Annotated in this window: 23 protein-coding genes and 1 pseudogene; 18 read left to right on the forward strand and 6 right to left on the reverse strand. The window is 69.0% G+C overall.

Annotated features, from left to right (window positions below):
* The first annotated feature begins 96 nt into the window (after positions 1 to 96).
* The 7 genes and pseudogenes from GPZ80_RS19200 (at position 97) to GPZ80_RS19230 (ending at position 3,721) form a co-directional block, all read left to right on the forward strand.
* A complete protein-coding gene (locus GPZ80_RS19200; RefSeq protein ID WP_187221971.1) occupies positions 97 to 342 on the forward strand; it encodes a FitA-like ribbon-helix-helix domain-containing protein in 246 nt (81 codons plus the stop codon).
* On the forward strand, positions 339 to 776 hold the full coding sequence (locus tag GPZ80_RS19205) for a type II toxin-antitoxin system VapC family toxin (protein WP_187221973.1): 438 nt from the start codon (positions 339 to 341) through the stop codon (positions 774 to 776). Before GPZ80_RS19200 ends, GPZ80_RS19205 begins: the two co-directional genes overlap by 4 nt.
* Positions 777 to 789: 13 nt before the next feature.
* Positions 790 to 1,362: pseudogene (locus GPZ80_RS19210) on the forward strand (radical SAM protein); the annotation flags it as partial.
* Between the two features lie 128 nt (positions 1,363 to 1,490).
* The gene (locus tag GPZ80_RS19215) at positions 1,491 to 2,000 is read left to right on the forward strand and encodes a helix-turn-helix domain-containing protein (RefSeq protein WP_187221975.1); all 510 of its coding nucleotides are present in this window, start codon (positions 1,491 to 1,493) and stop codon (positions 1,998 to 2,000) included.
* A complete protein-coding gene (locus GPZ80_RS33755; protein WP_187221977.1) occupies positions 1,997 to 2,341 on the forward strand; it encodes a HepT-like ribonuclease domain-containing protein in 345 nt (114 codons plus the stop codon). The genes GPZ80_RS19215 and GPZ80_RS33755 overlap by 4 nt, the downstream gene beginning before the upstream one ends.
* Before the next feature lie 52 nt (positions 2,342 to 2,393).
* The gene (locus tag GPZ80_RS19225) at positions 2,394 to 3,515 is read left to right on the forward strand and encodes an ADP-ribosylglycohydrolase family protein (protein WP_281401352.1); all 1,122 of its coding nucleotides are present in this window, start codon (positions 2,394 to 2,396) and stop codon (positions 3,513 to 3,515) included.
* A gap of 44 nt (positions 3,516 to 3,559) precedes the next feature.
* Positions 3,560 to 3,721 carry a hypothetical protein gene (locus GPZ80_RS19230; protein ID WP_166657836.1) on the forward strand — a complete coding sequence of 54 codons (162 nt, stop codon included), beginning with the start codon at positions 3,560 to 3,562 and terminating at the stop codon, positions 3,719 to 3,721.
* A 52-nt stretch (positions 3,722 to 3,773) separates the two neighbouring features.
* On the opposite strand, the gene GPZ80_RS19235 is transcribed toward GPZ80_RS19230, so the two are convergent.
* Positions 3,774 to 4,085 (reverse strand): DUF2631 domain-containing protein, encoded by a 312-nt coding sequence (locus tag GPZ80_RS19235; RefSeq protein ID WP_187221980.1) that lies wholly within the window; start codon positions 4,083 to 4,085, stop codon positions 3,774 to 3,776.
* Between the two features lie 69 nt (positions 4,086 to 4,154).
* Complete coding sequence (locus GPZ80_RS19240) at positions 4,155 to 4,424, reverse strand: GlsB/YeaQ/YmgE family stress response membrane protein (protein ID WP_091371006.1); 270 nt, start codon at positions 4,422 to 4,424, stop codon at positions 4,155 to 4,157.
* Between the two features lie 216 nt (positions 4,425 to 4,640).
* Between GPZ80_RS19240 and dxr the strand changes: the two genes are divergently transcribed.
* The 8 genes from dxr (at position 4,641) to map (ending at position 14,082) form a co-directional block, all read left to right on the forward strand.
* Positions 4,641 to 5,891, forward strand: a complete 1,251-nt coding sequence (dxr, locus tag GPZ80_RS19245; protein WP_187221982.1) for a 1-deoxy-D-xylulose-5-phosphate reductoisomerase — start codon at positions 4,641 to 4,643, stop codon at positions 5,889 to 5,891.
* A gap of 2 nt (positions 5,892 to 5,893) precedes the next feature.
* Positions 5,894 to 7,114, forward strand: coding sequence for a M50 family metallopeptidase (locus GPZ80_RS19250; RefSeq protein ID WP_187221984.1), 1,221 nt, complete (start codon positions 5,894 to 5,896; stop codon positions 7,112 to 7,114).
* Between the two features lie 41 nt (positions 7,115 to 7,155).
* Positions 7,156 to 8,283, forward strand: coding sequence for a flavodoxin-dependent (E)-4-hydroxy-3-methylbut-2-enyl-diphosphate synthase (gene ispG / locus GPZ80_RS19255; protein ID WP_187222430.1), 1,128 nt, complete (start codon positions 7,156 to 7,158; stop codon positions 8,281 to 8,283).
* Between the two features lie 58 nt (positions 8,284 to 8,341).
* The gene (locus GPZ80_RS19260) at positions 8,342 to 9,718 is read left to right on the forward strand and encodes an AAA family ATPase (protein WP_187221986.1); all 1,377 of its coding nucleotides are present in this window, start codon (positions 8,342 to 8,344) and stop codon (positions 9,716 to 9,718) included.
* Between the two features lie 131 nt (positions 9,719 to 9,849).
* Positions 9,850 to 10,452 carry an HNH endonuclease gene (locus GPZ80_RS19265; protein ID WP_222719548.1) on the forward strand — a complete coding sequence of 201 codons (603 nt, stop codon included), beginning with the start codon at positions 9,850 to 9,852 and terminating at the stop codon, positions 10,450 to 10,452.
* Between the two features lie 41 nt (positions 10,453 to 10,493).
* Positions 10,494 to 11,351 carry a GNAT family N-acetyltransferase gene (locus tag GPZ80_RS19270; RefSeq protein WP_187221988.1) on the forward strand — a complete coding sequence of 286 codons (858 nt, stop codon included), beginning with the start codon at positions 10,494 to 10,496 and terminating at the stop codon, positions 11,349 to 11,351.
* A gap of 46 nt (positions 11,352 to 11,397) precedes the next feature.
* On the forward strand, positions 11,398 to 13,203 hold the full coding sequence (locus GPZ80_RS19275; RefSeq protein ID WP_187221990.1) for a penicillin-binding transpeptidase domain-containing protein: 1,806 nt from the start codon (positions 11,398 to 11,400) through the stop codon (positions 13,201 to 13,203).
* A gap of 21 nt (positions 13,204 to 13,224) precedes the next feature.
* A complete protein-coding gene (map, locus tag GPZ80_RS19280) occupies positions 13,225 to 14,082 on the forward strand; it encodes a type I methionyl aminopeptidase (protein WP_187221992.1) in 858 nt (285 codons plus the stop codon).
* A 35-nt stretch (positions 14,083 to 14,117) separates the two neighbouring features.
* Here the strand turns inward: map and GPZ80_RS19285 are convergent, their stop codons facing one another.
* Entirely contained in the window at positions 14,118 to 14,807 is a 690-nt protein-coding gene (locus GPZ80_RS19285; protein ID WP_187221993.1) for an alpha/beta fold hydrolase, read from the reverse strand.
* A gap of 49 nt (positions 14,808 to 14,856) precedes the next feature.
* On the opposite strand from GPZ80_RS19285, the gene GPZ80_RS19290 reads away from it, so the two are divergent.
* Positions 14,857 to 16,377, forward strand: a complete 1,521-nt coding sequence (locus GPZ80_RS19290) for a cobyric acid synthase (protein WP_187221995.1) — start codon at positions 14,857 to 14,859, stop codon at positions 16,375 to 16,377.
* Between the two features lie 181 nt (positions 16,378 to 16,558).
* Here the strand turns inward: GPZ80_RS19290 and GPZ80_RS19295 are convergent, their stop codons facing one another.
* The gene (locus tag GPZ80_RS19295) at positions 16,559 to 17,233 is read right to left on the reverse strand and encodes a FadR/GntR family transcriptional regulator (RefSeq protein ID WP_187222434.1); all 675 of its coding nucleotides are present in this window, start codon (positions 17,231 to 17,233) and stop codon (positions 16,559 to 16,561) included.
* Between the two features lie 5 nt (positions 17,234 to 17,238).
* Positions 17,239 to 18,654 (reverse strand): mycothione reductase, encoded by a 1,416-nt coding sequence (locus GPZ80_RS19300; protein WP_187221997.1) that lies wholly within the window; start codon positions 18,652 to 18,654, stop codon positions 17,239 to 17,241.
* A gap of 47 nt (positions 18,655 to 18,701) precedes the next feature.
* Between GPZ80_RS19300 and GPZ80_RS19305 the strand changes: the two genes are divergently transcribed.
* Positions 18,702 to 19,091: an AMIN-like domain-containing (lipo)protein gene (locus tag GPZ80_RS19305; protein ID WP_187221999.1), complete on the forward strand. Its 390-nt coding sequence runs from the start codon at positions 18,702 to 18,704 to the stop codon at positions 19,089 to 19,091.
* On the opposite strand, the gene GPZ80_RS19310 is transcribed toward GPZ80_RS19305, so the two are convergent.
* Positions 19,088 to 19,624, reverse strand: a complete 537-nt coding sequence (locus GPZ80_RS19310; RefSeq protein ID WP_187222001.1) for a YbhB/YbcL family Raf kinase inhibitor-like protein — start codon at positions 19,622 to 19,624, stop codon at positions 19,088 to 19,090. The genes GPZ80_RS19305 and GPZ80_RS19310 overlap by 4 nt on opposite strands.
* A 127-nt stretch (positions 19,625 to 19,751) precedes the next feature.
* Between GPZ80_RS19310 and GPZ80_RS19315 the strand changes: the two genes are divergently transcribed.
* Positions 19,752 to 20,801 (forward strand): M48 family metallopeptidase, encoded by a 1,050-nt coding sequence (locus GPZ80_RS19315; RefSeq protein WP_187222002.1) that lies wholly within the window; start codon positions 19,752 to 19,754, stop codon positions 20,799 to 20,801.
* The last annotated feature ends 73 nt before the right edge of the window (positions 20,802 to 20,874 follow it).

Consider the following 20,874-nt stretch of genomic DNA (forward strand, 5'->3'; position numbering starts at 1 on the left):
GCCGCCTGCGGCCAACTCGCCGCCGAAGGCTGACCCAGGGGCGAGCGAGCCAGAAAGTGATAGCATTGACAGCAATGCTGGCACTGGAGGTGAGCTGTGGCGACGTTGACGATCCGGGATTTCGATGATGATCTGAAGGCTGAACTGCGGATTCGGGCCGCCGAGCATGGTCGCTCGATGGAAGCCGAAGTTCGCGCGATTCTCAGCGAGGTGCTGACCAGGCGATCATCTGGATCGGGTATGGCAACACGGATTCGGCAGCGGTTCGCCGACACCGGCGATGTGTCGGTTGAGCTTCCGCCGCGGACTGAGCTCGCGCGAGCAGCGGAGCTTCCCGAGTGATAGTTCTCGATACCAATGTCGTCTCCGAGTTGATGCGGAACGAGCCGGATGAACGAGTGGTCGAGTGGGTTGATCACTACCCGGCCGACGATGTTTTCGTCACAGCGGTGACGGCGGCTGAATTGCTGTACGGGGTCGAGCGGCTGCCCGATGGCCGTCGTAAGAGTTCGCTCATGGTCAAGGTTGCCGAACTCCTGGCCGAGGACTTCCAAGGTCAGGTCCTGCCCTTCGGCATCGCGGCTGCGGCGCACTATGCGCAGATCTCCGCGGCGCGCGAGCGCGGTGGCCGGCCGATCACCATGGTTGACGCGCAGATCGCCGCAGTCTGCCTGCATCACAACGCACACCTGGCCACCCGAAACACCAAGGACTTCATCGACACCGGAGTCCGCGTGCTGAATCCCTGGGACGACACCGAGTCTCTGTCCACTTGATCGTTGTAAAACGGTAGGCATGGGCGAACCTCTGGCGAATTCTCGTCGCATGGTGGATGCGGTGCATCGCATTTGCGATCCGGCGCCTGATGGCCTGGGCATCTCTCAGAGGCACGTCACGGTGTCGACGGTCGGGCTGGTGCCCGCGATCCGAAAGCTCACTGAGGAGAACCTGCAGGTCAGACTCGCTGTGTCGCTGCACACGCCGGACGACGAACTGCGTGACACTCTGGTCCCGGTCGACGAGCGCTGGAAGGTGGCCGAGGTCCTCGATGCGGCCAAGGGCTACGCCGATCGCACCGGCCGCCGAGTCTCCATCGAGTACGCCCTGATCCGAGACATCAACGACCAGCCCTGGCGCGCTGACCTCCTGGGCAAGATCTTGCGTAAACATCTCGGGCAGCTCGTGCACGTCAATGTGATCCCGCTGAACCCGACGCCGGGTAGCAAGTGGGACGCCAGTCCCAAGCCGGTGGAACGCGAATTCGTCCGTCGAGTCAACGAACAGGGCGTTGCGTGCACTGTGCGGGACACTCGTGGTCAGGAGATCGCCGCCGCGTGCGGGCAACTCGCCGCCGAAGGTTAGAGGCTCGCCGAGGGTGCGCGGAAGTCCTGTTGTGCCGAAGCGGTCAAAACACTCAAATGCGGTCGCGGAATCCAGGCGTCTGTTGGAGCGTGTTGGCACCACATACCGGTACCGGTATAGTGCCTCGTATGGATACTGCGACATTGGTGCGTCAGACTCGCGAAGCGGCGGGTCTGACGCAGGCTGAGCTTGCTCGCCGGGCCGGTACCTCGCAGCCTGCGGTAGCTCGTTACGAATCCGGCGTGTCCTCGCCGTCGGTGCGGACTCTCGAGCGGCTGGTCCATGCTGCGGGCCGTCGACTGCGGATATCCACCGCGTCCGCGGGTGCGGTGGCGGACCTGGACGGAGACCGGATGCGGTCCCTGCGCGCTGCCCGGCCGCTCATCATGAGAGCGGCACGCAAAGTTGGGGCCAGCAACGTGCGCGTGTTCGGGTCGGTCGCCCGTGGCGAAGATCAGCCTGCCAGCGATATTGACCTGCTCGTCGACTTCGATGTGCACGCCAACGGTGCCCTGGCGCTGATCCGGTTGCGCCGCGAGTTGTCGGATCTGCTCGACGAACGGATCGACATAGCCACAGTCGATCTGCTGAGGCCGGAGGTAGCCGAGCGCGCATTGGCTGAGGCGGTGCCCTTGTGAGCCCCAGGGCAGGAAGAGCTGTTCGGGAGCGACTAAAGGACATCCTCGATGCGATCGACCGAACCAAGCGCGCGGAGGCGAGCCTCGTTCGCGCCGAGGCCATCGGTGACGCTGATGAGACTCGGGTCGCACTCGACGCGATCTTGTACAACCTCGTCGTCATCGGCGAGGCGGTCAACGCGCTGCCCGCCGAGATCACCACGGCGGAGCCGGAGGTTCCGTGGCGTGATGTAGTGGACATGCGCAACTTCCTGTCCCATGAATACTTTCGAGTCCTCACCGACGTTGTCCGACGCACCATCGACCAACCGTTGGAGCAACTCGGGGGCCGCGGACCCTGATGTCCTGCGGCCCTCCGCTCAGCCAGAGGCTCGGCAGCCTGCCGCATCCCCGTTGCAAGCCCGGCAGTCTGCCTCGGTCCAGTCGACCGACCAGGTTGATCCGCGCCGGTGGCGGGGGAGTCTGCTGGCCGGCGCCGTGGCCGACGCGTTGGGTGCGCCCATCGAGTCGAAGCCGATGGACCAGATCCGGGAGGTCTTCGGGCCGCACGGCATCACCGGCCTGGTCCCCGAGCGTGACGGCATCGGCGGGATCACCGACGACACCCAGATGACCCTGTTCACCGGCGAAGCCCTGATTCGCGCGCACGCGCGGCAGCGCCGCGCGGGCTCCAGCGATGTCCGCTACAGCACCCAGCTCGCCTACCAGCGCTGGCTGCACACCCAGGGCGTGCCGTGGGAGAAGGCCCGCGGGCCGCGGAACCCGACCGCGGTGCCCGACGGCTGGCTGATGGGGGTTCCCGGCCTGTTCAAGCGCCGCGCGCCCGGGGCAACGTGTTTCTTCGCGCTCAAGGGGTATGGGCAGACCGGTGAGATGGGCACGTTCACCCACACTCTCAACAACTCGAAGGGCTGCGGCGGCGTCATGCGGGCCGCCCCGGCCGCGCTGTGGTCCGACGATCCGGCGGCCGTCTTCGAGATCGGCGCGATGACCGCCGCCCTCACCCACAGCCACCCCAGCGGCTACCTGCCCGCGGGCGCCCTCGCGGTCATGGTGCACACCCTGGTCCGCGGCGGCTCCCTGGCGGACGCGCTGGCGGCCTGCCGGGCCCAGCTGTACCGGTGGAACGGCCACGAGGAGACCACCGCGGCCCTCGACGCGGCTGTGGACCTGTCCGGCCGGGGCGCGCCGACCCCGGAGAAGGTCGGCACGCTCGGCGGCGGCAACGTGGGGGAGACCGCCCTGTCCATCGCGGTGTACTCGGCGCTGGCGACGAACGACCTCAACGCCGCCCTGCTGGTCTCGGTCAACCACGACGGCGACAGCGACTCCACGGGGGCGGTGTGCGGCAACCTCGTCGGCGCCCTCTACGGCGAGGACGCCATCGAGCCGACCTGGCTGGCCCAGTTGGAGATGCGCGAGGTCGTCGAGGCGATGGCGGCGGACCTGCTCGCCGAGTTCGGTCCGCGCCCACCGGCCGACGACCGCTGGGCGACTCGTTACCCGAACGACTGAAGCGGTGGTCGCGCGGCTGTGACCTGCGGGTCTACCGTGGAGGCATGGCGACGAAGGTCATCGAAGTCGAGGACGACGAGCTCAAGCTGATCCTGGCCGCGCTGCGTTCGTACCTGACCGACTTCGGCCACGACGAGGCCGATCTGCAGCGCGCGATCAAACACCTGATCGCGAAGCTGCCGCGGCCGGAGAGGACCGTCGCGTAGCGACGGTCGAATAAACCGACGCCGCGTGCGCGCGGCGTCGGTGAGACGCGACCTAGGCGCGCCAGGAAGTGCGGCGCTTGTGGGCGAGCCAGCCCACGCCACCCAGCAGGAACAGCCCGGTGCCGATGAGCCACAGGTTCTCGGTCCAGCCGCTGTGGTTGCCGATGAGCATCGCGAACATCGCCAGGCCGACGAACACACCCGCGATGGTCGTGCCGTGCGGGAACGAGCCGTGCCAGCCCCACTCGGCAGAGGGCTCCTCCTGCGGGCTGACCCTGTGGGCGGGGGCAGGGGTCGCCTTCCGCTTCTCCAGCTCCGTGCGCGCCACGTGTTCCTCCAGCTGATCGGTTCGTGCGCGGGTCATATTTCCATACCCCGGACATGATGCGGGCGCCGTGGTCACCACGGCGCCCGCACTGTGATCGGAGTCGCGCTACACCCTCGCTCGACCACGTCCTGTCACGAGTCGGTACACGCCGAGCAGGATCAGCGAACCCAGGATGGCCAGCAGCCACGTCCGCAGGTTGAAGAACGTGCCCAGGCCGCCGCCGAAGATGGCGTTGCCGATGAAGCCGCCGAGAATGGCGCCGACGATGCCGATCAGGATGGTGACGATGGCGCCACCAGGGTCGTTACCAGGCATGATGGCCTTGGCGATGAGACCGGCGACCAGTCCGAGAACGATCCAGCCGAGAATGCCCATCGGGGTACTCCTTCGCTCGGTTCCCGCGTGCCGCGGGGTCCTGCCAGGTGGATGCCCGGATCCATCTCCGGGTATTCGCCCCGGAGATCAGATTGCGCTGAACGGGCTAATTTGACTCCTGCGGGCCGGGGGTATCGGCGAGACCAGCGTCACGGACAGCTACATCACGCCCCGCCTGTGCGTCCGACCGCTGGACTTCGGGAACAATGGACCCTGATGAACCCCTCTCCCGCGCGCGAGCGCTCACTGCTGGTACTCGGCTCGACCGGATCGGTCGGGACGCAGGCCCTCGACGTCGTGGCCGCCAACCCCGACCGGTTCACCGTGGCGGGCCTGGCCGCGGGCGGGTCCGACCCGGCCCTGCTCGCCGAGCAGGCGCTGCGGTTCCAGGCGGGCGCCATCGCGGTCACCAAGGCCACGGCCGCCCAGGACGTCCAACTCGCCTTGTTCGCCGAGGCCCAGAAGCGGGGCTACACCTCGGGCGACTTCCAGATGCCGCGCATCTTCGCGGGGCCGGACGCGGTCACCGACCTCATCGAGGCCGTGCCCGCCGACATCGTCCTCAACGCCATCACCGGCTCCCGAGGCCTGCCCGCGACCCTCAAGGCCCTCGAGTCGGGCGCCACCCTCGCCCTGGCCAACAAGGAGTCGCTCATCGCGGGCGGCTCGCTGGTCCTGGACGCGGCCAAGCCCGGGCAGCTCGTCCCCGTCGACTCCGAGCACTCCGCGATGGCCCAGGCGTTGCGGGGCGGTCGCAGCGAGGAGGTCGACCGTCTCGTCCTCACCGCATCGGGTGGTCCCTTTCGGGGGAAGGCCCGCGCCGAGCTGACGGACGTCACCGCCATCGACGCTCTCGCGCACCCGACGTGGGCGATGGGTCCGGTCATCACCATCAACTCCGCGACCCTGGTGAACAAGGCGCTGGAGCTGATCGAGGCGCACCTGCTCTTCGACGTGCCCTATGACCGCATCGACGTGGTGGTGCACCCGCAGTCGATCGTGCACTCCATGGTCACCTTCACCGACGGGTCGACGCTGGCCCAGGCCAGTCCGCCGGACATGCGGCTGCCGATCGCGCTGGCCCTGGGCTGGCCCGACCGCATCCCCGGCGCCGCGAAGGCGTGCGACTGGACCACGGCGAGCCAGTGGACGTTCGAGCCGCTCGACCACGAGACATTCCCGGCCGTGCGGCTGGCCCAGGCGGCGGGGGAGACCGGGGGCTGCCTGCCCGCGGTCTACAACGCGGCCAACGAGGAGGCGGTCGCCGCGTTCCTGCGAGGCGACGCCACCTTCACAGCCATTGTGGACACTATTGCTCGGGTGCTCGATGACGCGGGCGACTGGCAGGGTGCGCCACGCGACGTCGATGAGGTGCTCGCCGCCGAGCACTGGGCACGCGCCCGCGCGCGAGAACGCCTCGCGGTGACAGCTGGTCCGCGTGACGTCGTCGGGCCGGGAAGGAACTGACCGTGCTCGTTTGGCTCCTGGGTCTCGTGCTCTTCGCGCTGGGCATCTGCGTGTCCGTCGCACTGCACGAAGCGGGGCACATGCTGACCGCGAAGGCGTTCGGCATGAAGGTCCGCCGGTACTTCGTCGGTTTCGGACCGAAGATCTTCTCGTTCCGCCGCGGCGAGACCGAGTACGGCCTCAAGGCGATCCCCGCGGGCGGCTTCTGCGACATCGCGGGCATGACCGCGCTCGACGAGGTCACCCCCGAGGAGGCGCCGCGCGCCATGTGGCGCTACCCGGCCTGGAAGCGCATCGTCGTGCTGTCCGCCGGGTCGATCACCCACTTCATCCTCGGCTTCATCATCCTGTACCTGATGGCCGTGTCGATGGGCCTGCCGAACTACGAGAACCGCGCGGTCGTCGGCTCCACGTCGTGCGCGGCGCCCACGATGGATCCGAAGACGTTCAAGCAGGCCGACTGCGGCCCGAGCGACCCGTCGCCCGCCATCGCGGCCGGGATCCGCGAAGGCGACGAGATCGTCAGCGTCGACGGGAAGCGCGTCGCGAACTGGCCCGAGGTGCTCACGGTGGTGCGCGGCCTGCGTGGGGAGAGCACCTTCGTCGTCCTGCGCGACGGCCAGGAGCTGTCCATGAAGGTCGCCGTCGCCACGGTCCAGCGAGTTCCGGTCGACGCCCAGCCCGGCAAGGACGACACGAAGCTCACCGAAGTCGGCGCGATCGGCATCGGCAAGGCCGGATTCGTCGACTTCACGGCCCTCTCGGCGGTCGGCGGCACCGTGTCGTTCACCGGCGAGATGTTCGTGAAGACATGGGAAGGCCTCATGCGCTTCCCGGAGAAGATCCCCGCTGTCGTGCGCGCGATCGGCGGGGCGGAGAATGACCCCGAGCGACCGGTCAGCGTCGTCGGCGCGAGTGTCATCGGCGCGGACGCGGCCGAGCAGGGCATCTGGGAGATCTTCATCCTGATGCTGGCCGCGCTGAACTTCTTCGTCGGCGTGTTCAACCTGCTGCCGCTGTTGCCGCTCGACGGCGGGCATATCGCGATCACGCTCTATGAGCGGGCGCGCGATCTGATCCGCAAGCTGCGCGGCCTGACCCCGGCGGGTCCGGTCGACTACACCAAGCTCACCGGGATCACGATGGTACTGGTGATCGTGGGTGGCGCGATCGTGCTGCTCACCGTGACCGCCGACATCGTCAACCCGATTCGATTGCAGTAACCACGAGAGGTCTGAGGAACATGTCCGACGTGATGCTCGGGATGCCCGCGCTGCCGCCCCCGGTGCTCTCCGAGCGCCGCAAGACGAGGCAGTTGCAGGTCGGCTCCGTCGGTGTCGGCAGCGAGTCGCCGATCTCGGTGCAGTCGATGACGACGACGGTCACCGCGGACGTGAACGCCACCCTGCAGCAGATCGCCGAGCTCACGGCGTCGGGCTGCGACATCGTGCGGGTGGCGTGCCCGTCGCAGGACGACGCGGAGGCGCTGGCGGCGATCGCGCGCAAGTCGCAGATCCCGGTGATCGCCGACATCCACTTCCAGCCGAAGTACGTGTTCGCGGCGATCGAGGCCGGGTGCGCGGCGGTGCGGGTGAACCCGGGCAACATCCGCAAGTTCGACGACCAGGTCAAGGAGATCGCCGCGGCCGCGCGCGATCACGGGACCCCGATCCGCATCGGCGTCAACGCCGGTTCGCTGGACCCGCGGCTGCTGAAGAAGTACGGCAAGGCCACCCCGGAGGCGCTGGCGGAGTCGGCCATGTGGGAGGCGTCGCTGTTCGCCGAGCACGACTTCCACGACATCAAGATCTCGGTCAAGCACAACGACCCGGTGGTGATGATCCGCGCCTACGAGCTGCTGGCCGAGCAGTGCGACTACCCGCTGCACCTCGGCGTCACCGAGGCGGGCCCGGCGTTCCAGGGCACGATCAAGTCCGCGGTGGCGTTCGGCGCCCTACTGCGTCAGGGCATCGGCGACACGATCCGCGTCTCGCTCTCGGCCCCTCCGGTGGAGGAGGTCAAGGTCGGCATCCAAATCCTGCAGTCGCTCAACCTCAAACAGCGCAAGCTGGAGATCGTGTCGTGCCCGTCGTGCGGGCGCGCGCAGGTCGACGTCTACAAGTTGGCCGATGAGGTGACCGCGGGCCTGGAGGGCATGGAGGTCCCGCTGCGCGTCGCGGTCATGGGCTGTGTCGTGAACGGGCCAGGCGAGGCGCGGGAAGCCGACCTCGGGGTGGCCTCCGGCAACGGCAAGGGACAGATCTTCGTCAAGGGCCAGGTCATCAAGACCGTGCCTGAGCACCAGATCGTCGAGACCCTGATCGAGGAAGCGATGCGGCTCGCGGAGCAGATGGGCGAGTCCGAAGGGACGCCATCGGTCACCGTGGGCTGACGAACACGGATCAACTTCCGTAGAGTTCCCCGCGTCGACAGGAGAGGGGACCTTCGTCATGTACCTCGCCCGCGTGACACTGCGGAACATCCGCGGCTTCTCCGGCGCGCGCGACGTCGACCTGCCACTCACCCGACCGGACGGCTCGCACGCGGGCTGGACGGTGATCGCGGGCCGCAACGGATCCGGCAAGACGTCCCTGCTGCGGGGCATCGCCCTCGCGGTCAGCGGACCGGCCGTGGCCCGCAGTCTCGTGCCCGACTTCGAGAACTGGGTGACGGTGGGGTGCCGCGAGGCCTCCGCCCAGGTCCGCATCGCCTACGACCCGGTCTATGACCGGTTCTACGGAAAGGGCAGGCTGCCTGCCCGCGACTTCGGCGCGGGCCTGCAGTGGACCTACCCGGACGACCGTGATGATGGCGCTGACGACGGCAGGCGCACCAACCAGCCGTCGATGGCGGCCGCGGGCAGCCCCAGCAGCCGCAGCCAGTTCGTCGCCCGTGGTCCGTGGCAGGACAACCCCGGCGGGTGGTTCTGCGCGGCCTACGGGCCGTTCCGCAGGCTGGTCGGCGGGGCCGGTGACGCGCAGCGGCTGATGCTCAGCCCCGGCCCGGTCGCCCGGCTCGTCAGCCTCTTCCATGAGGACGCCTCGCTCGCCGAGGGTGTCGGGTGGCTCATCGAGCAGCACCTGCGAACCCTCGAACAGCGGCCCGGCGCCGAGGAGCTCAAGGAAGCGGCACTGGAAATTCTGGCCAACGGACTGCTACCGGACGGTTATCGGATCGAGAAGGTCGATTCCGACGGCCTGTGGGTGGCCAATGGCGACAAACGATTCCCGTTGCGCGAAATGAGTGACGGTTACCGAACGGTAGCGGCACTCGTTGTCGACTTGTTGAAGCAGATCAACGACGCGTATGGGACCATTCCGGTGAATAATGACTCCGGGATCACCGCGGTCACCGCACCCGGAGTGGTCATCATCGATGAGGTGGACGCCCACCTGCACGTCTCCTGGCAGAAGCGTATCGGCGGCTGGCTCAAGTCTCATTTTCCCAACATTCAATTCATCGTCACCACCCATAGCCCCTACATTTGCCAGGCCGCCGACCCCGGTGGTCTGATCCGCCTCGCCGGTCCTGACCAGGAAGAACCTCCTTCCGTGGTCGGTCAGGACCTGTATGAGCGCATCGTTTTCGGCAGCGGGGACGACGCGGTGCTCTCTGACCTTTTCGGGCTGGATACGCCATACTCGGAGAAGGCGCAGTCATTGCGCCGCGAACTCGTCGATCTCGAGGTCGCGGTTGTCAGTGATGTGGCCGACGAAGAGCAGGAACGGCGCTATCTACAGTTGCGGGAATTGCTTGAGAGTTCACCCGTGGCCAGGGTGGGAGAGGTGACTGCCCGGCTGCACGAAGCGGGAGCTGCCGGCGCGTGATTCGCATCGCTCGCGTCACTTTGCACTCGACAACAACGGACCGACTATCGGACCTGACCAACAAAATCTCCGCCGTCCGCCGCGCGGAACGTGTGGCGTCGGCCCGCGCCTTCTGGCGGACGAATTCCGCGGTGAAAGGCTCCTTGCGTGAGGCGCTGGCCTACATGGCGCCCGGTGTCCAGCGGTGCATGTACTGCGGCGACAGCCTCGGCGCCGACATCGACCACTTCGACCCGCTCTCCCGTTCCCCGCTGCGGACCTTCGACTGGCTCAACCATCTCCTCGCCTGTTCGGTGTGCAACAGCCATCAGAAGCGCGACCGGTTCCCCGTCGACGAGGACGGCAGGCCGCTGCTCGTCGACCCGACCAGCGAAGACCCGTTCGACCACCTCCTGCTGTCGCTGTCGGTCGGCGAATACCGGGCGCTGACCCCGAAGGGGACCGCGACGATCGAGGTGTTCGGGCTCAACCGCGCGCTGCTCGTGCGCGGCCGCGAGCAGGCCAGGCGGGTCGTCGTGGCGAGCCTGCGCGGCTGGGAGCGGGCGCGGGCCCGCGATGACGAGCCGGACATGGAGGAGTGCGTCCTCACCATCCGCGAGCAGCCCTTCGCCGACGTGTGCCACGCGATGCTGCGCCAGGCCGACGTGCCGCGCGCCGAGATCGTCTTCGGCCGCGACCGCGACGTCCTGCCCACGCTGCGCGATCCCCGGCTCCGCGCGTGTTTGGCCAGGTGACTCCGTTTCCCGTGCGGCCCTCCATCTGGCAGGCTTGAGGGGTGTTGCGGCTTGCAGGAGCGCGGCTGCTCGACGAACGGGACGGTCAGGCGGTGCGCGCGGTGCTCACCGCCGACCCCGTGGCGTCCTGCATGGTCGCCTCCCGAGTCGAATCGGTCGGTCTGGACCCGTGGCGCCTGGGTGGCGAGGTCTGGGGCTGCGAGGCCCGCGGGCTGCGCCCGGTGAGCAGGCTCGAAGCCCTCTGCTTCGCCGGCCCCAATCTGATTCCCTTACGCGGCAAGCGCTCCGCCTTGCAGGCCTTCGCCGAGCGGGCGCTGCGCAGACGCCGGATGTGCTCGTCGATGGTCGGCCCCGCCGAGCAGGTGCTCGGCCTGTGGTCGGAACTGGAGTCCGACTGGGGCCCGGCCCGTGAGGTCCGTGCCGACCAGCCGCTGATGGCGATCTCCACCCCGCCCGTCACCGCGCCCGACCCTCTGGTCCGCCCGGTCCGGCCCGATGAGCTCGACCGCTACCTGCCCGCCGCCATCGCGATGTTCATCGAGGAGGTCGGCGTCGACCCCCGCATCGGAGATGGCGGGTCCGGTTATCGCGCGCGGGTCGCCGAACTGATCGCGGGCGGGCGCGCGTTCGCCCGGTTCGAGGGCGGCGACGTCGTGTTCAAGGCGGAGATCGGCGCGCTGTCGAGCGCGGTGGGCCAGATCCAAGGGGTGTGGGTGCATCCCGACCGCCGCGGTGAGGGGCTCGGCAGCGCGGGCACCGCCGCGGTGGTGCACCGGTTGGTCGACGGAATGGGCCGCACCGCGAGCCTCTACGTGAACTCCTACAACTCCGCCGCGCGGGCCGCGTACACGCGCATCGGGTTCGCGCAGGTCGGCCAGTACGCGACTGTGTTGTTCTGAGGAGATCCCGCACGAGCCTCACACGGCGCCGGGCATACTGCGGGGCGTGCGCGTCTCCTTCAGCCGCCCCGCCGCTCTCCTCGCCGCGCTGGTGGCCGTCCTCCCGCTGACCGCTTGCGCCTTCGGATCCGACTCCGGTCCCAAGGACGCGGCCGACCAGTTCGTCGCCGCGTTCGCGGGCGGCGACACCGTGACCGCCTCCCAGCACACGGATTCCGCCGAGTCGGCCAAGGCGCTGATGGACAAGGTGCGCGGCGGGATCAAGCCCTCGACGGTGATCGCGCACGTCAAGGACGTCGCGAAGGTCGAAGGTGAGCCGACGGCGAAGGCGACCTACGAGATCACCTGGGACCTCGGCCGCGGCAGGCTCTGGACCTACACGAGCACCTTCGACCTGCGCACCGAGAACGACGCGTGGAAGGTGCACTGGGAGCCCAGCGTCCTGCACCCCAAGCTCGCCGCGCAGCAGACGATCGCCGTGCGCGACATCGAGGCGTCGCTCGCCCCGGTGCTCGACCGCGACGGCACCCCCGTGCTGCAACCCGAACGGGTGATCTCGGTGCTGTTCGACCAGGGTAAGGCGGGCGACGCCAACGCCATCGCCGGGCAGCTGGCAGGCGCCCTTTCCGGGATCGACCCGACGATCACCCAGGCGTCCATCCTCGAAGGCGCGACCAAGGCGGGCGCAAAGGCTTACCAGGTCGTGGCGCTGCGCGACGGCGACTACCAGAAGGTCCGGGCGCAGATCTACGAGTTGCAGGGCGTCCGCTTCACCGCCGAGTCGCGGCTGCTGCCGGTGGACAAGGCGCTGGCGCCCACGCTCCTGCCGGGCATCCGCAAGCTCGTCGAGCAGGAGGTCGAGGGCGCGGCCGGGTGGAGCGTGCACACCGTGGACGGCGCGGGCGCAGACGTCGAGGAGCTGTTCAGCAAGCCTGCCGAGACCGCCACCGCGGTGCGGGTCGCGATGAGCAAGCAAGTGCAGAGCGCCGCCCAGGCGGCGATCGCGGGCGAGGCGACGCCGTCGATGATCGTGGCGATTCAGCCATCGACCGGCGATATCCTCGCCGTCGCGCAGAACGCGCCCGCCGACGCCCAGGGCCAGCTCGCGCTCACCGGCCGTTATCCGCCGGGCTCCACGTTCAAGATCGTCACCGCCGCCGCCGCCCTGAAGTCCGGCAAGGCCGCCGCGGACACCCCGCTGGGCTGCCCGGGAACGAAGGTCATCGATGGCCGGGAGATCCCCAACAGCGGCAAGTTCGACAAGGGTGTCATCCCCCTGCACTCGGCGTTCGCCTTCTCGTGCAACACCACGTTCGCCGAGTTGGCGGTGGCCATGGCGCCCGACGAGCTGACGACCATGGCCAAGCAGCTCGGCCTCGGTGTCGACTACGTGGTGCCGGGCTTCACCACCATCACCGGTTCGGTCCCGCCCGCCACGGGCAAGGTCGAGCGCGCCGAGGACGGGTTCGGCCAGGGCAGGGTCGTCGCCAGCCCGTTCGGCATGGCGGTCGTGGCCGCCACCGTGGCGTCCGGGTCGGTGCCCAAGCCGGTCCTGGTGCGCGGCGCGGAGACCAAGTCCGACACGGTGCCGGACGCGGTGCCCGCGGCGGTGCTCGGCGCCGTGCGGGAGATGATGCGCGAGGTCGTCACCGGCGGAACAGCGGGCGCGCTCGGCCCGTATGGGGACGTCCGTGGCAAGACCGGCACCGCGCAGTTCGGCGACGGCACGCACTCGCACGGCTGGTTCGTGGGCTACCGCGGCGACCTCGCCTTCGCGGTGTTGCTGACCGATGTCGGCCAGTCGGGCACGGCCGTGCAGGCCACGGCGAGGTTCCTCGGCGCGGTCGGCTGAGCGGGTCGTAGGCTGGTAGGCATGTCTGTGCGTGCTCCACTGAAGCCGGGAGAGCAGTCGCCTCGCCGCGTCGTGCCCTCCACCATCGCCCGTCCCGAGTACGTCGACCGGCCCGCGCCCCGGAAGAACACCGACCCGTGGGTGCAGCCGCCGGAGGTCGTCGAGGCGATGCGGGTGGCCGGGCGGATCGCCGCGCAGGCGCTGCAGGAGGGCGGCAAGGCCGTCAAGCCGGGCGCGACCACCGACGACGTCGACGCGGTCGTGCACGAGTACCTGCTCGACCACCACGCCTACCCGTCGACGCTGGGCTACCGCGGCTTTCCGAAGTCCTGCTGCGTCTCGCTCAACGAGGTCATCTGCCACGGCATCCCCGACTCGACGGTGATCGAGGACGGCGACATCGTCAACATCGACGTCACCGCGTTCATCGGCGGCGTGCACGGCGACACCAACGCGACGTTCCTCGCGGGCGAGGTCGCCGAGGAGGCCCGGCTGCTCGTCGAGCGCACCCACGAGGCGACGATGCGCGCGATCAAGGCCGTGCGGCCGGGTCGCGCGATCAACGTGATCGGCCGCGTCATCGAGGCTTACGCGAAGCGCTTCGGCTACGGCGTGGTGCGCGACTTCACCGGCCACGGCATCGGCACGTCGTTCCACAGTGGACTGGTGATCCTGCACTACGACGAGCCCACGGTCACCACGATGATCGAGCCCGGCATGACGTTCACGATCGAGCCGATGATCACCCTCGGCGGCATCGACTACGACATCTGGGACGACGACTGGACGGTCACGACCAAGGACAAGAGCTGGACCGCCCAGTTCGAGCACACCATCGTCGTCACCGACACCGGCTCCGAGATCCTCACCCTGCCTTAGGTCGTGTCCTGCGTGCCGAACTCACAGGACACGACCTAAAGCACTTCCAGGACGGCCGCGGCGACCGGCCCCGGATCGGTCGCCGGGGCGAGGTGGTGCGAGTCGAGGACGCGGGTCGGCCAGCCCAGCTCACGGGCCTGGGTCAGCTCGTCGGTGTAGGCCTCGGAGAGGCAGACGTAGCTCGAGGGCCCGGACCACTCCACGCTCGGCCGCGCCTCCTTGAGGAACGCGATCGGGACCTCCGGTGCCTCGTCGGCGATCTCCGCGCGCAAGGCCTCGTCGTGGACCAGGTCGGGCAGCGGGTCCGCGTCGAACCAGTCCGGCCAGCGGGGGAGCCTGCCGTTGCGGCTGATCTTGTACAGCCCGTCGTAGACCTCGGGGGACACCGTCTCGCGCCAGCTCCGACCCGGCGTCGGCAGACCGGCGTCGAGGTAGACCAGACCCGCGACCGCGTCTTCCAGGTCCTCGGCGAACGCGGGCAGCAGCGGCCCGGCGGCGCTGTGGCCGACGAGCACCACCGGCCCGGTGAGCGCCACGTCGGACAGGGCGTCGGCGAACGCGCCGATGAGACGCTGGTGGACGGGTGAGGCGACGACGCTGAGGCGCAGGTCCAGCAGGACCGCGGGATGCCCGAGAGCGGCGAGTGCGTCGGCGAGCGGCCGCAGGCTGGCGGGCCCGAGGAACGGGCTGTGCACCAGGACGGCGGTGACGGGTGCGGCGGGCATAACGGGGATGATGGCAGCCTGGCCCGACGAAAGGTGAGGGGACGGTCGAATGTCCGGAGCGTTGTTGGTCGCGGGGACGACCTCGGACGCGGGCAAAAGCGTCCTCGTGGCGGGTCTGTGCCGGTGGCTGGCCCGCTCCGGGGTGCGGGTGGCGCCGTTCAAGGCGCAGAACATGTCCAACAACTCGATGGTCACCCCCGACGGCGGCGAGATCGGCCGGGCTCAGGCGCTGCAGGCGGCGGCGTGCGGGATCGAGCCGAGCGTCCGGTTCAACCCGGTGCTGCTCAAGCCCGGGTCCGACCGCAGTTCGCAGGTCGTGGTCCTGGGCAGACCGGTCGGCGTCACCACGGCGCTGTCGTATCGCGCGCGCAAGAGCGAGCTGATGGAGACCGTCCTGGCGACCCTGGCCGACCTGCGCTCGGACTACGAGGTCGTGGTCTGCGAAGGCGCGGGTTCACCCACGGAGATCAACCTGCGGGCCAGTGACATCGCCAACATGGGCCTGGCCCGGGCGGCGAACCTGCCGGTCCTGGTCGTCGGCGACATCGACCGCGGTGGTGTCTTCGCTCACCTCTTCGGCACCCTGGCCCTGCTCGACCCGGCCGACCAGGCGTTGATCTCGGGCTTCGTCATCAACAAGTTCCGCGGCGACCCGGCCCTGCTGGAGCCCGGTCTGCGTCAGCTGCACTCGTTGACCGGCCGCGATGTCCTCGGTGTGGTCCCGTGGTCCGAAGACCTCTGGCTCGACGCCGAGGACTCCCTGTCGTACGCCGCCGACGGTGTCGTCGGCCGCCCCGCGCCCCCGGTCGGCACCCAGTGGCTCCGGGTGGCCGTGGTCCGCCTTCCGCGCATCTCGAACGCCACGGATGTCGAGGCGCTGGCCTGCGAGCCCGGCGTGTCGGTCCGGTTCGTCACCGAGCCGTCCCGGCTCGCGGACGCCGACCTGATCGTCCTGCCCGGCTCCAAGTCCACAGTGGACGACCTCGGCTGGCTCCGGCGCACCGGCCTGGCCGACGCGGTCATGGCCCATGCCCGACGCGGCCTGCCGGTGGTCGGTATCTGTGGTGGCTTCCAGATGCTCGGCACCGGCATCGACGACCGCGTCGAATCCGGCGCGGGCGCCGTGGAGGCGTTGGGGCTGCTGGACGTGGACGTGGAATTCGCCGCGGAGAAGGTCCTGACGCGTCCACAGGGGACGGTGTTCGGCGAACCGGCGGTCGGCTACGAGATTCACCACGGCCGGGTCACCCGGTGCGAACACGAGGGTCTTGTGGCCCTGCCCGACGGCTCGACCGAGGGCGTGGTCGACGGCGCGATCCTCGGCACCCACTGGCACGGCCTCCTGGAGAACGACGACGCCCGCCGCGCGATCCTGCGCTGGGCGGCCGAGTGGTCCGGCCGCGACGGCTTCAAACCCGCCTCGGACACCTCGTTCGCCACCGCCCGAGCCACCCAACTCGACATCCTCGGCGACCTGGTCGAAAACCACCTCGACACCACCGCGATCCGCCGTCTCATCGACAACGGCCCCCCAACCCCCCTCCCCTTCATCCCCCCAGGCGCCCCCTAACCGCGAGTCCCACGTTCAAAACAATGAGTTCCACGTTCAGGACAGTGAGTTCCACGTTCGCGACGCCGTGTGTTGGTTCAGACCCAAGGTTTGGTTGGGTTATGCCGTCGCGAACGTGGAACTCACTGTCCTGAACGTGGAACTCATTGTTTTGAACGTGGGACTCGCGACTTTGCCGGGGTCAGGGGGTGTCGAGGTCGGCAAGGAGTTCGTCGAGGAAGCCTGCTGCCTCGGCCGCCGCGCGGTTCGCGTCCTGGTCTCGGATGGCGTTGAGCAGCTGCCGGTGGTCGACGTTGGCCTTGCTCGGCGTGGTGCGGACCGTGCTCGCCACCGAAGCGCGCACAACCTCCGTCAGCCCCTGGTACAGCTCCGCGAGCAGCTGGTTGTGCGAGCACCGGACCACGGCGAGGTGGAAAGCCGCGTCCTTGTCGACGCCCACCTCGTAGTCCTTCGCCTCCATCGCCCGCTCCCGCGCGTCGAGCAGCGTGGTCAGCTCAGCCAGCTCCGCGTCCGTGCGGCTGCTCGCCGCCAGGCGGGCGCCCTCGACCTCCAAGGTGCGCCTGACCTGCAGGACATCACGCAGCTCAGTGCCCGCCAACCGGCGGACGGCGCCCGAGAACTCGCTGGTCGCCCGCACGAACGTGCCGTCGCCCTGCCGGACTTCCAGCAGACCCGCGTGGGACAGCGCCCGAACGGCCTCCCGGACCGTGTTCCGGCCTACGCCCAGGGCCGTGACCAGCTCGGGCTCGGTGGGGATGCGCTCGCCCACCTTCCATTCGGCGTCCGCGATCGCCGTGCGCATCTGCTCGATCACCTGGTCCACCAGACCGGCTCGCCGAGTCGTCGCCAACGGCACCGCGCTCATCCTCTCGTCCTGACATCCGACATCCGTCGGACCCAGTGTCCCATCTCCAGGGGAAGCTTGAGCAGCGCGTTCTCGATCAGTTCCGGCATGGCCGGGTGAATCCAGTACTGGCCGTGCGCCATGGCCCGCGCGTCGAGCCCGAAGCTCATGGCCTGGATGACCGGCTGGATGACCGTGGAGGCCTGCGGGCCGATGATGTGGGCGCCTATCAGCTGCCCGGTCTTCGGGTCGGCGAGCAGCTTCGCGAAACCGGTGGTGTCCTCCATCGCCCAGCCGTAGGCGATACCGGCGTACTCGTGGGTCGCCGTCACATAGTCGACGCCTTGGCGCTGCGCTTCCTGCTCGGTGAGCCCGACCGAGGCGATCTGCGGCGACGTGAACACCGCGTGCGGGACGAAGCGGTGGTCGGCGGCCAGCAGCTTGTCCGGGTTGAGCAGGTTGTGCTGCACGACCCGCGCCTCGTGGTTGGCGACGTGCTTGAGCTCCCATGGCGAGCTGATGTCGCCCAGGGCCCACACGCCCTCAGCGCTCGCCCGCTGGAACTCGTCGACCACGACGTAGCCGTGGTCGTCGACCTTGATGCCGCCCACGGCCACGTCGAGCTGGTCGGAGTTCGGGGTGCGACCGGCGGCGACCAGCAGCACGTCGGCGTCGATCACCTCGTCGCCGACCAGCCGGACCCGCACACCGTCGCCCGCGCGCTCCACCCGTTCGATCTTGCGGTCGAGCCGGACGTCCCAGCGGGCCTGGGCCAGCTCGGTGAACCGGGCGCTGATGTCGCGGTCCTCCTGGCGCAGCAAGGCCCCGGAGCGGACCACCACGGTCACCTCGACACCGAACGACGAGAACACGTGGGCGAACTCGGCGGCGATGAACCCGCCACCCAGGATCACCATCCGCGCGGGCAACTCGTCGAGTCGCATGACCGTGTCGCTGGTGTGGAACGCGATGTCGTCGATGCCCTCGATGGCGGGGACCACCGGCCGCCCGCCCGCGGCGAGCACGATCCGGTCGGCGGTGATGGTCTCCTTGCCGTCGATCTCCAACCGCCGCTCGCCCACAAACCGCGCGTTGCCCGTGTAGAGCGTCACGTTCGCGTTGTCGGGGTGCTCTTCGCGGTACGCCTTGCCGCCCTCGGCGATCGGGTCGATCCGTCCGAAGATCCGGTCGCGGATCTCGGGCCAGCGCACGCCGTCGAGCGTCTCGTCGACGCCGAGCCGCGCGGCGGCCCCCGGCGTCGCGGCAAGGTCGGCGGCGTGGACGAACATCTTGGTGGGGATGCACCCGACGTTGACGCACGTGCCGCCGAACACCCCGCGTTCGACCAGGGCGACGTCCAAGTCCGCGAACCTGGGGTCGAGCAGGGAGTTGCCGGAACCGGTCCCGATGATGATCAGATCGAAGTGGCGCACGTTCCCATCAAACCGTATCGGCGGACGCGCCCGGCGCTCTTGCTCATATGACGACTTCGCTCACCGGGATCCGCGTCGGCAGACACGACACGTTCGACCGGGTGGTCCTCGACTTCACCGGCCCCGCGCCCACCGCGACCTATGAGGCCGCCGACGAGCTGTTCGCCGACGCGAGCGGCGAGATCGACTGGCTGACCGGCGCCACGTTCGTCCAACTCCGAGCGCAGCCCGCCGCCGCCCACAACGACGCCGGCGCCCCGACCTACACCGGCCCGCGCAAGTTCCGCACCCGCGAACTGGCCAACGTCATGGCCGTCTCGCTCAACGGCGACTTCGAGGGCATCGTCAGTGTCGGGCTGGGCCTGCGCCGGGCCGCCTCGGTGAACGTCTTCTCCCTGACCTCGCCGACCCGCCTGGTGGTCGACGTCCAGCACTAGTGCTGGTAGGTGGGGGTGATGATGGCCCGGCCCAGGGTGTGGAAGGCCAGGTTGAAGCTCACCACCGCCGCGCTGGCGTTCTCGTCGACATCGAGCTTCTCGACATCCACGGCGTGCACGACGAAGTAGTAGCGGTGGTTCTGGTCGCCCTCGGGCGGGGCCGAGCCCGCGTAGTCGCGCGTGCTGAAGTCGTTGCGGACGTGGAAAGCGCCCTCGGGCAGCGTCTCGTCGCGCGCGCCCGCGCCCGCTGCGAGCTCGCGGATCGATGCCGGGATGTTGACCGCGATCCAGTGCCAGAAGCCACCGGGAACCGGGGCGTCGGGGTCGAAGCAGGTCACGACGTAGCTCTTGGTGCCTTCGGGCGCGCCACTCCACGCCAGGTGCGGGGAGAGGTTGTCGCCGCCCGCCCCGCCGTGGACGTGCTTGAGGTCGACCTTCTCGCCGTCGCGCACGTCGTCGGACGTCACGGTGAACGATTCCGTGCGCGGCAGCAGCGCGTACGGGTCGGGTGCGACAGGGCGGTCCAGGCTCATCGTCTTCAATCCTCCGCGGGCTTGCCGGTGCTTGTGCCTCGCAGGTTAGTGCCTGTGGACAAACGACGACGCTCTCAGCCGAATCGGCCTACTGTGGGTCCGGAACACACCCAGGGGAGGAACGAAAGTGACGGACAACGAGGTCTCGCGCTCGACCACGCGCGTGCGGTTCCCGCGGATCAGCCCACGCGCCTACGAACACCCGGCCGACCGCGGCGCGATGGCCGGTCTGCGCGCCATCCCGGGTGTGTCCGAGGTGCTCAAGGCTGTCTCCGGCCTGTTCAGCGAGCGCGGCGAGCGGCTGCTGGCCCTCGCCTCGGCGATCCGGGTGGGGGAGAAGCAGTACCCGAAGATCCACCAGCTGGTGGTCGAGTGCGCCGAGACCCTCGATCTCGACGTCGTCCCCAAGGTCTTCGTCGAGCGCAACCCGGTCGCCAACGCGATGACCGTCGGCATCGACGAGCCGTTCATCGTCCTGACGACGGGATTGGTCGAGGCCCTCGACACCGAGAGCCTGCGGTTCGTCATCGGCCACGAGATGGGCCACGTGCTGTCCGGCCACGCCGTCCTGCGCACCCTCCTGCTTCGCCTGCTCCACCTGCAGATGACGATCGCCTTCATCCCCGCGGGAGCCCTGGCCCTGCGCGCCGCCATCGCGGCCCTGCGCGAGTGGTTCCGCAAGGCCGAACTGACCTGTGACCGGGCGGGGCTGCTGTGCGCCCAAGACCCGGCGGCCGCCCTGCGCACCCACGTCTACCTGGCGGGCGGCACCGACCTGACGCAGATCGACATCCCGTCCTTCCTCCAGCAGGCCAAGGAGTACGAGGAGGTCGACGACATCCGCGACAGCATCCACAAGCTCCGCAGCGTCGAGGGGATGAGCCACCCCTTCGCCGTGGTCCGCGCCGCCCAACTGCAGAAGTGGGCCGCCTCCGAGGAATACCGCGCCATCCTCGCGGGTACTTACGCCCGCCGAGACGACGACAACCCCTCCTCGGCCTTCACCGACGACCTCCGCTCCGCGGCGAAGTCCTACAAGGATTCCTTCAACGAATCCTCAGACCCCCTCTTCAAAATCTTCAACGGCGTAGGCGACGCCATGTCGGACGCGGCCAACAAGGTCTTCAGCAAGTTCGGCACCCGGCCAGAGGGAAGCGCCACCAGCACGGACTCCTGACACGGCCGAACGCACCTTTGAACCCGAACCACCACACCGCGCCACCCGCTCGGTGGCGAGCGCCCGAACACCC

It is taken from the genome of Actinokineospora xionganensis, from assembly GCF_014323725.1.
Classification (GTDB): Bacteria; Actinomycetota; Actinomycetes; order Mycobacteriales; family Pseudonocardiaceae; genus Actinokineospora; species Actinokineospora xionganensis.

Coding starts and splice junctions, on each gene's coding strand:
- GPZ80_RS19215 (WP_187221975.1), top strand. CDS start 1,491: ATGGATACTGCGACATTGGTGCGTCAGACTCGCGAAGCGGCGGGTCTG.
- map (WP_187221992.1), top strand. CDS start 13,225: ATGTCTGTGCGTGCTCCACTGAAGCCGGGAGAGCAGTCGCCTCGCCGC.
- GPZ80_RS19310 (WP_187222001.1), bottom strand. CDS start 19,624: ATGAGCCTGGACCGCCCTGTCGCACCCGACCCGTACGCGCTGCTGCCG.
- GPZ80_RS19235 (WP_187221980.1), bottom strand. CDS start 4,085: ATGACCCGCGCACGAACCGATCAGCTGGAGGAACACGTGGCGCGCACG.
- GPZ80_RS19285 (WP_187221993.1), bottom strand. CDS start 14,807: ATGCCCGCCGCACCCGTCACCGCCGTCCTGGTGCACAGCCCGTTCCTC.
- dxr (WP_187221982.1), top strand. CDS start 4,641: ATGAACCCCTCTCCCGCGCGCGAGCGCTCACTGCTGGTACTCGGCTCG.
- ispG (WP_187222430.1), top strand. CDS start 7,156: ATGCCCGCGCTGCCGCCCCCGGTGCTCTCCGAGCGCCGCAAGACGAGG.
- GPZ80_RS19240 (WP_091371006.1), bottom strand. CDS start 4,424: ATGGGCATTCTCGGCTGGATCGTTCTCGGACTGGTCGCCGGTCTCATC.
- GPZ80_RS19290 (WP_187221995.1), top strand. CDS start 14,857: ATGTCCGGAGCGTTGTTGGTCGCGGGGACGACCTCGGACGCGGGCAAA.
- GPZ80_RS19305 (WP_187221999.1), top strand. CDS start 18,702: ATGACGACTTCGCTCACCGGGATCCGCGTCGGCAGACACGACACGTTC.
- GPZ80_RS19260 (WP_187221986.1), top strand. CDS start 8,342: ATGTACCTCGCCCGCGTGACACTGCGGAACATCCGCGGCTTCTCCGGC.
- GPZ80_RS19230 (WP_166657836.1), top strand. CDS start 3,560: ATGGCGACGAAGGTCATCGAAGTCGAGGACGACGAGCTCAAGCTGATC.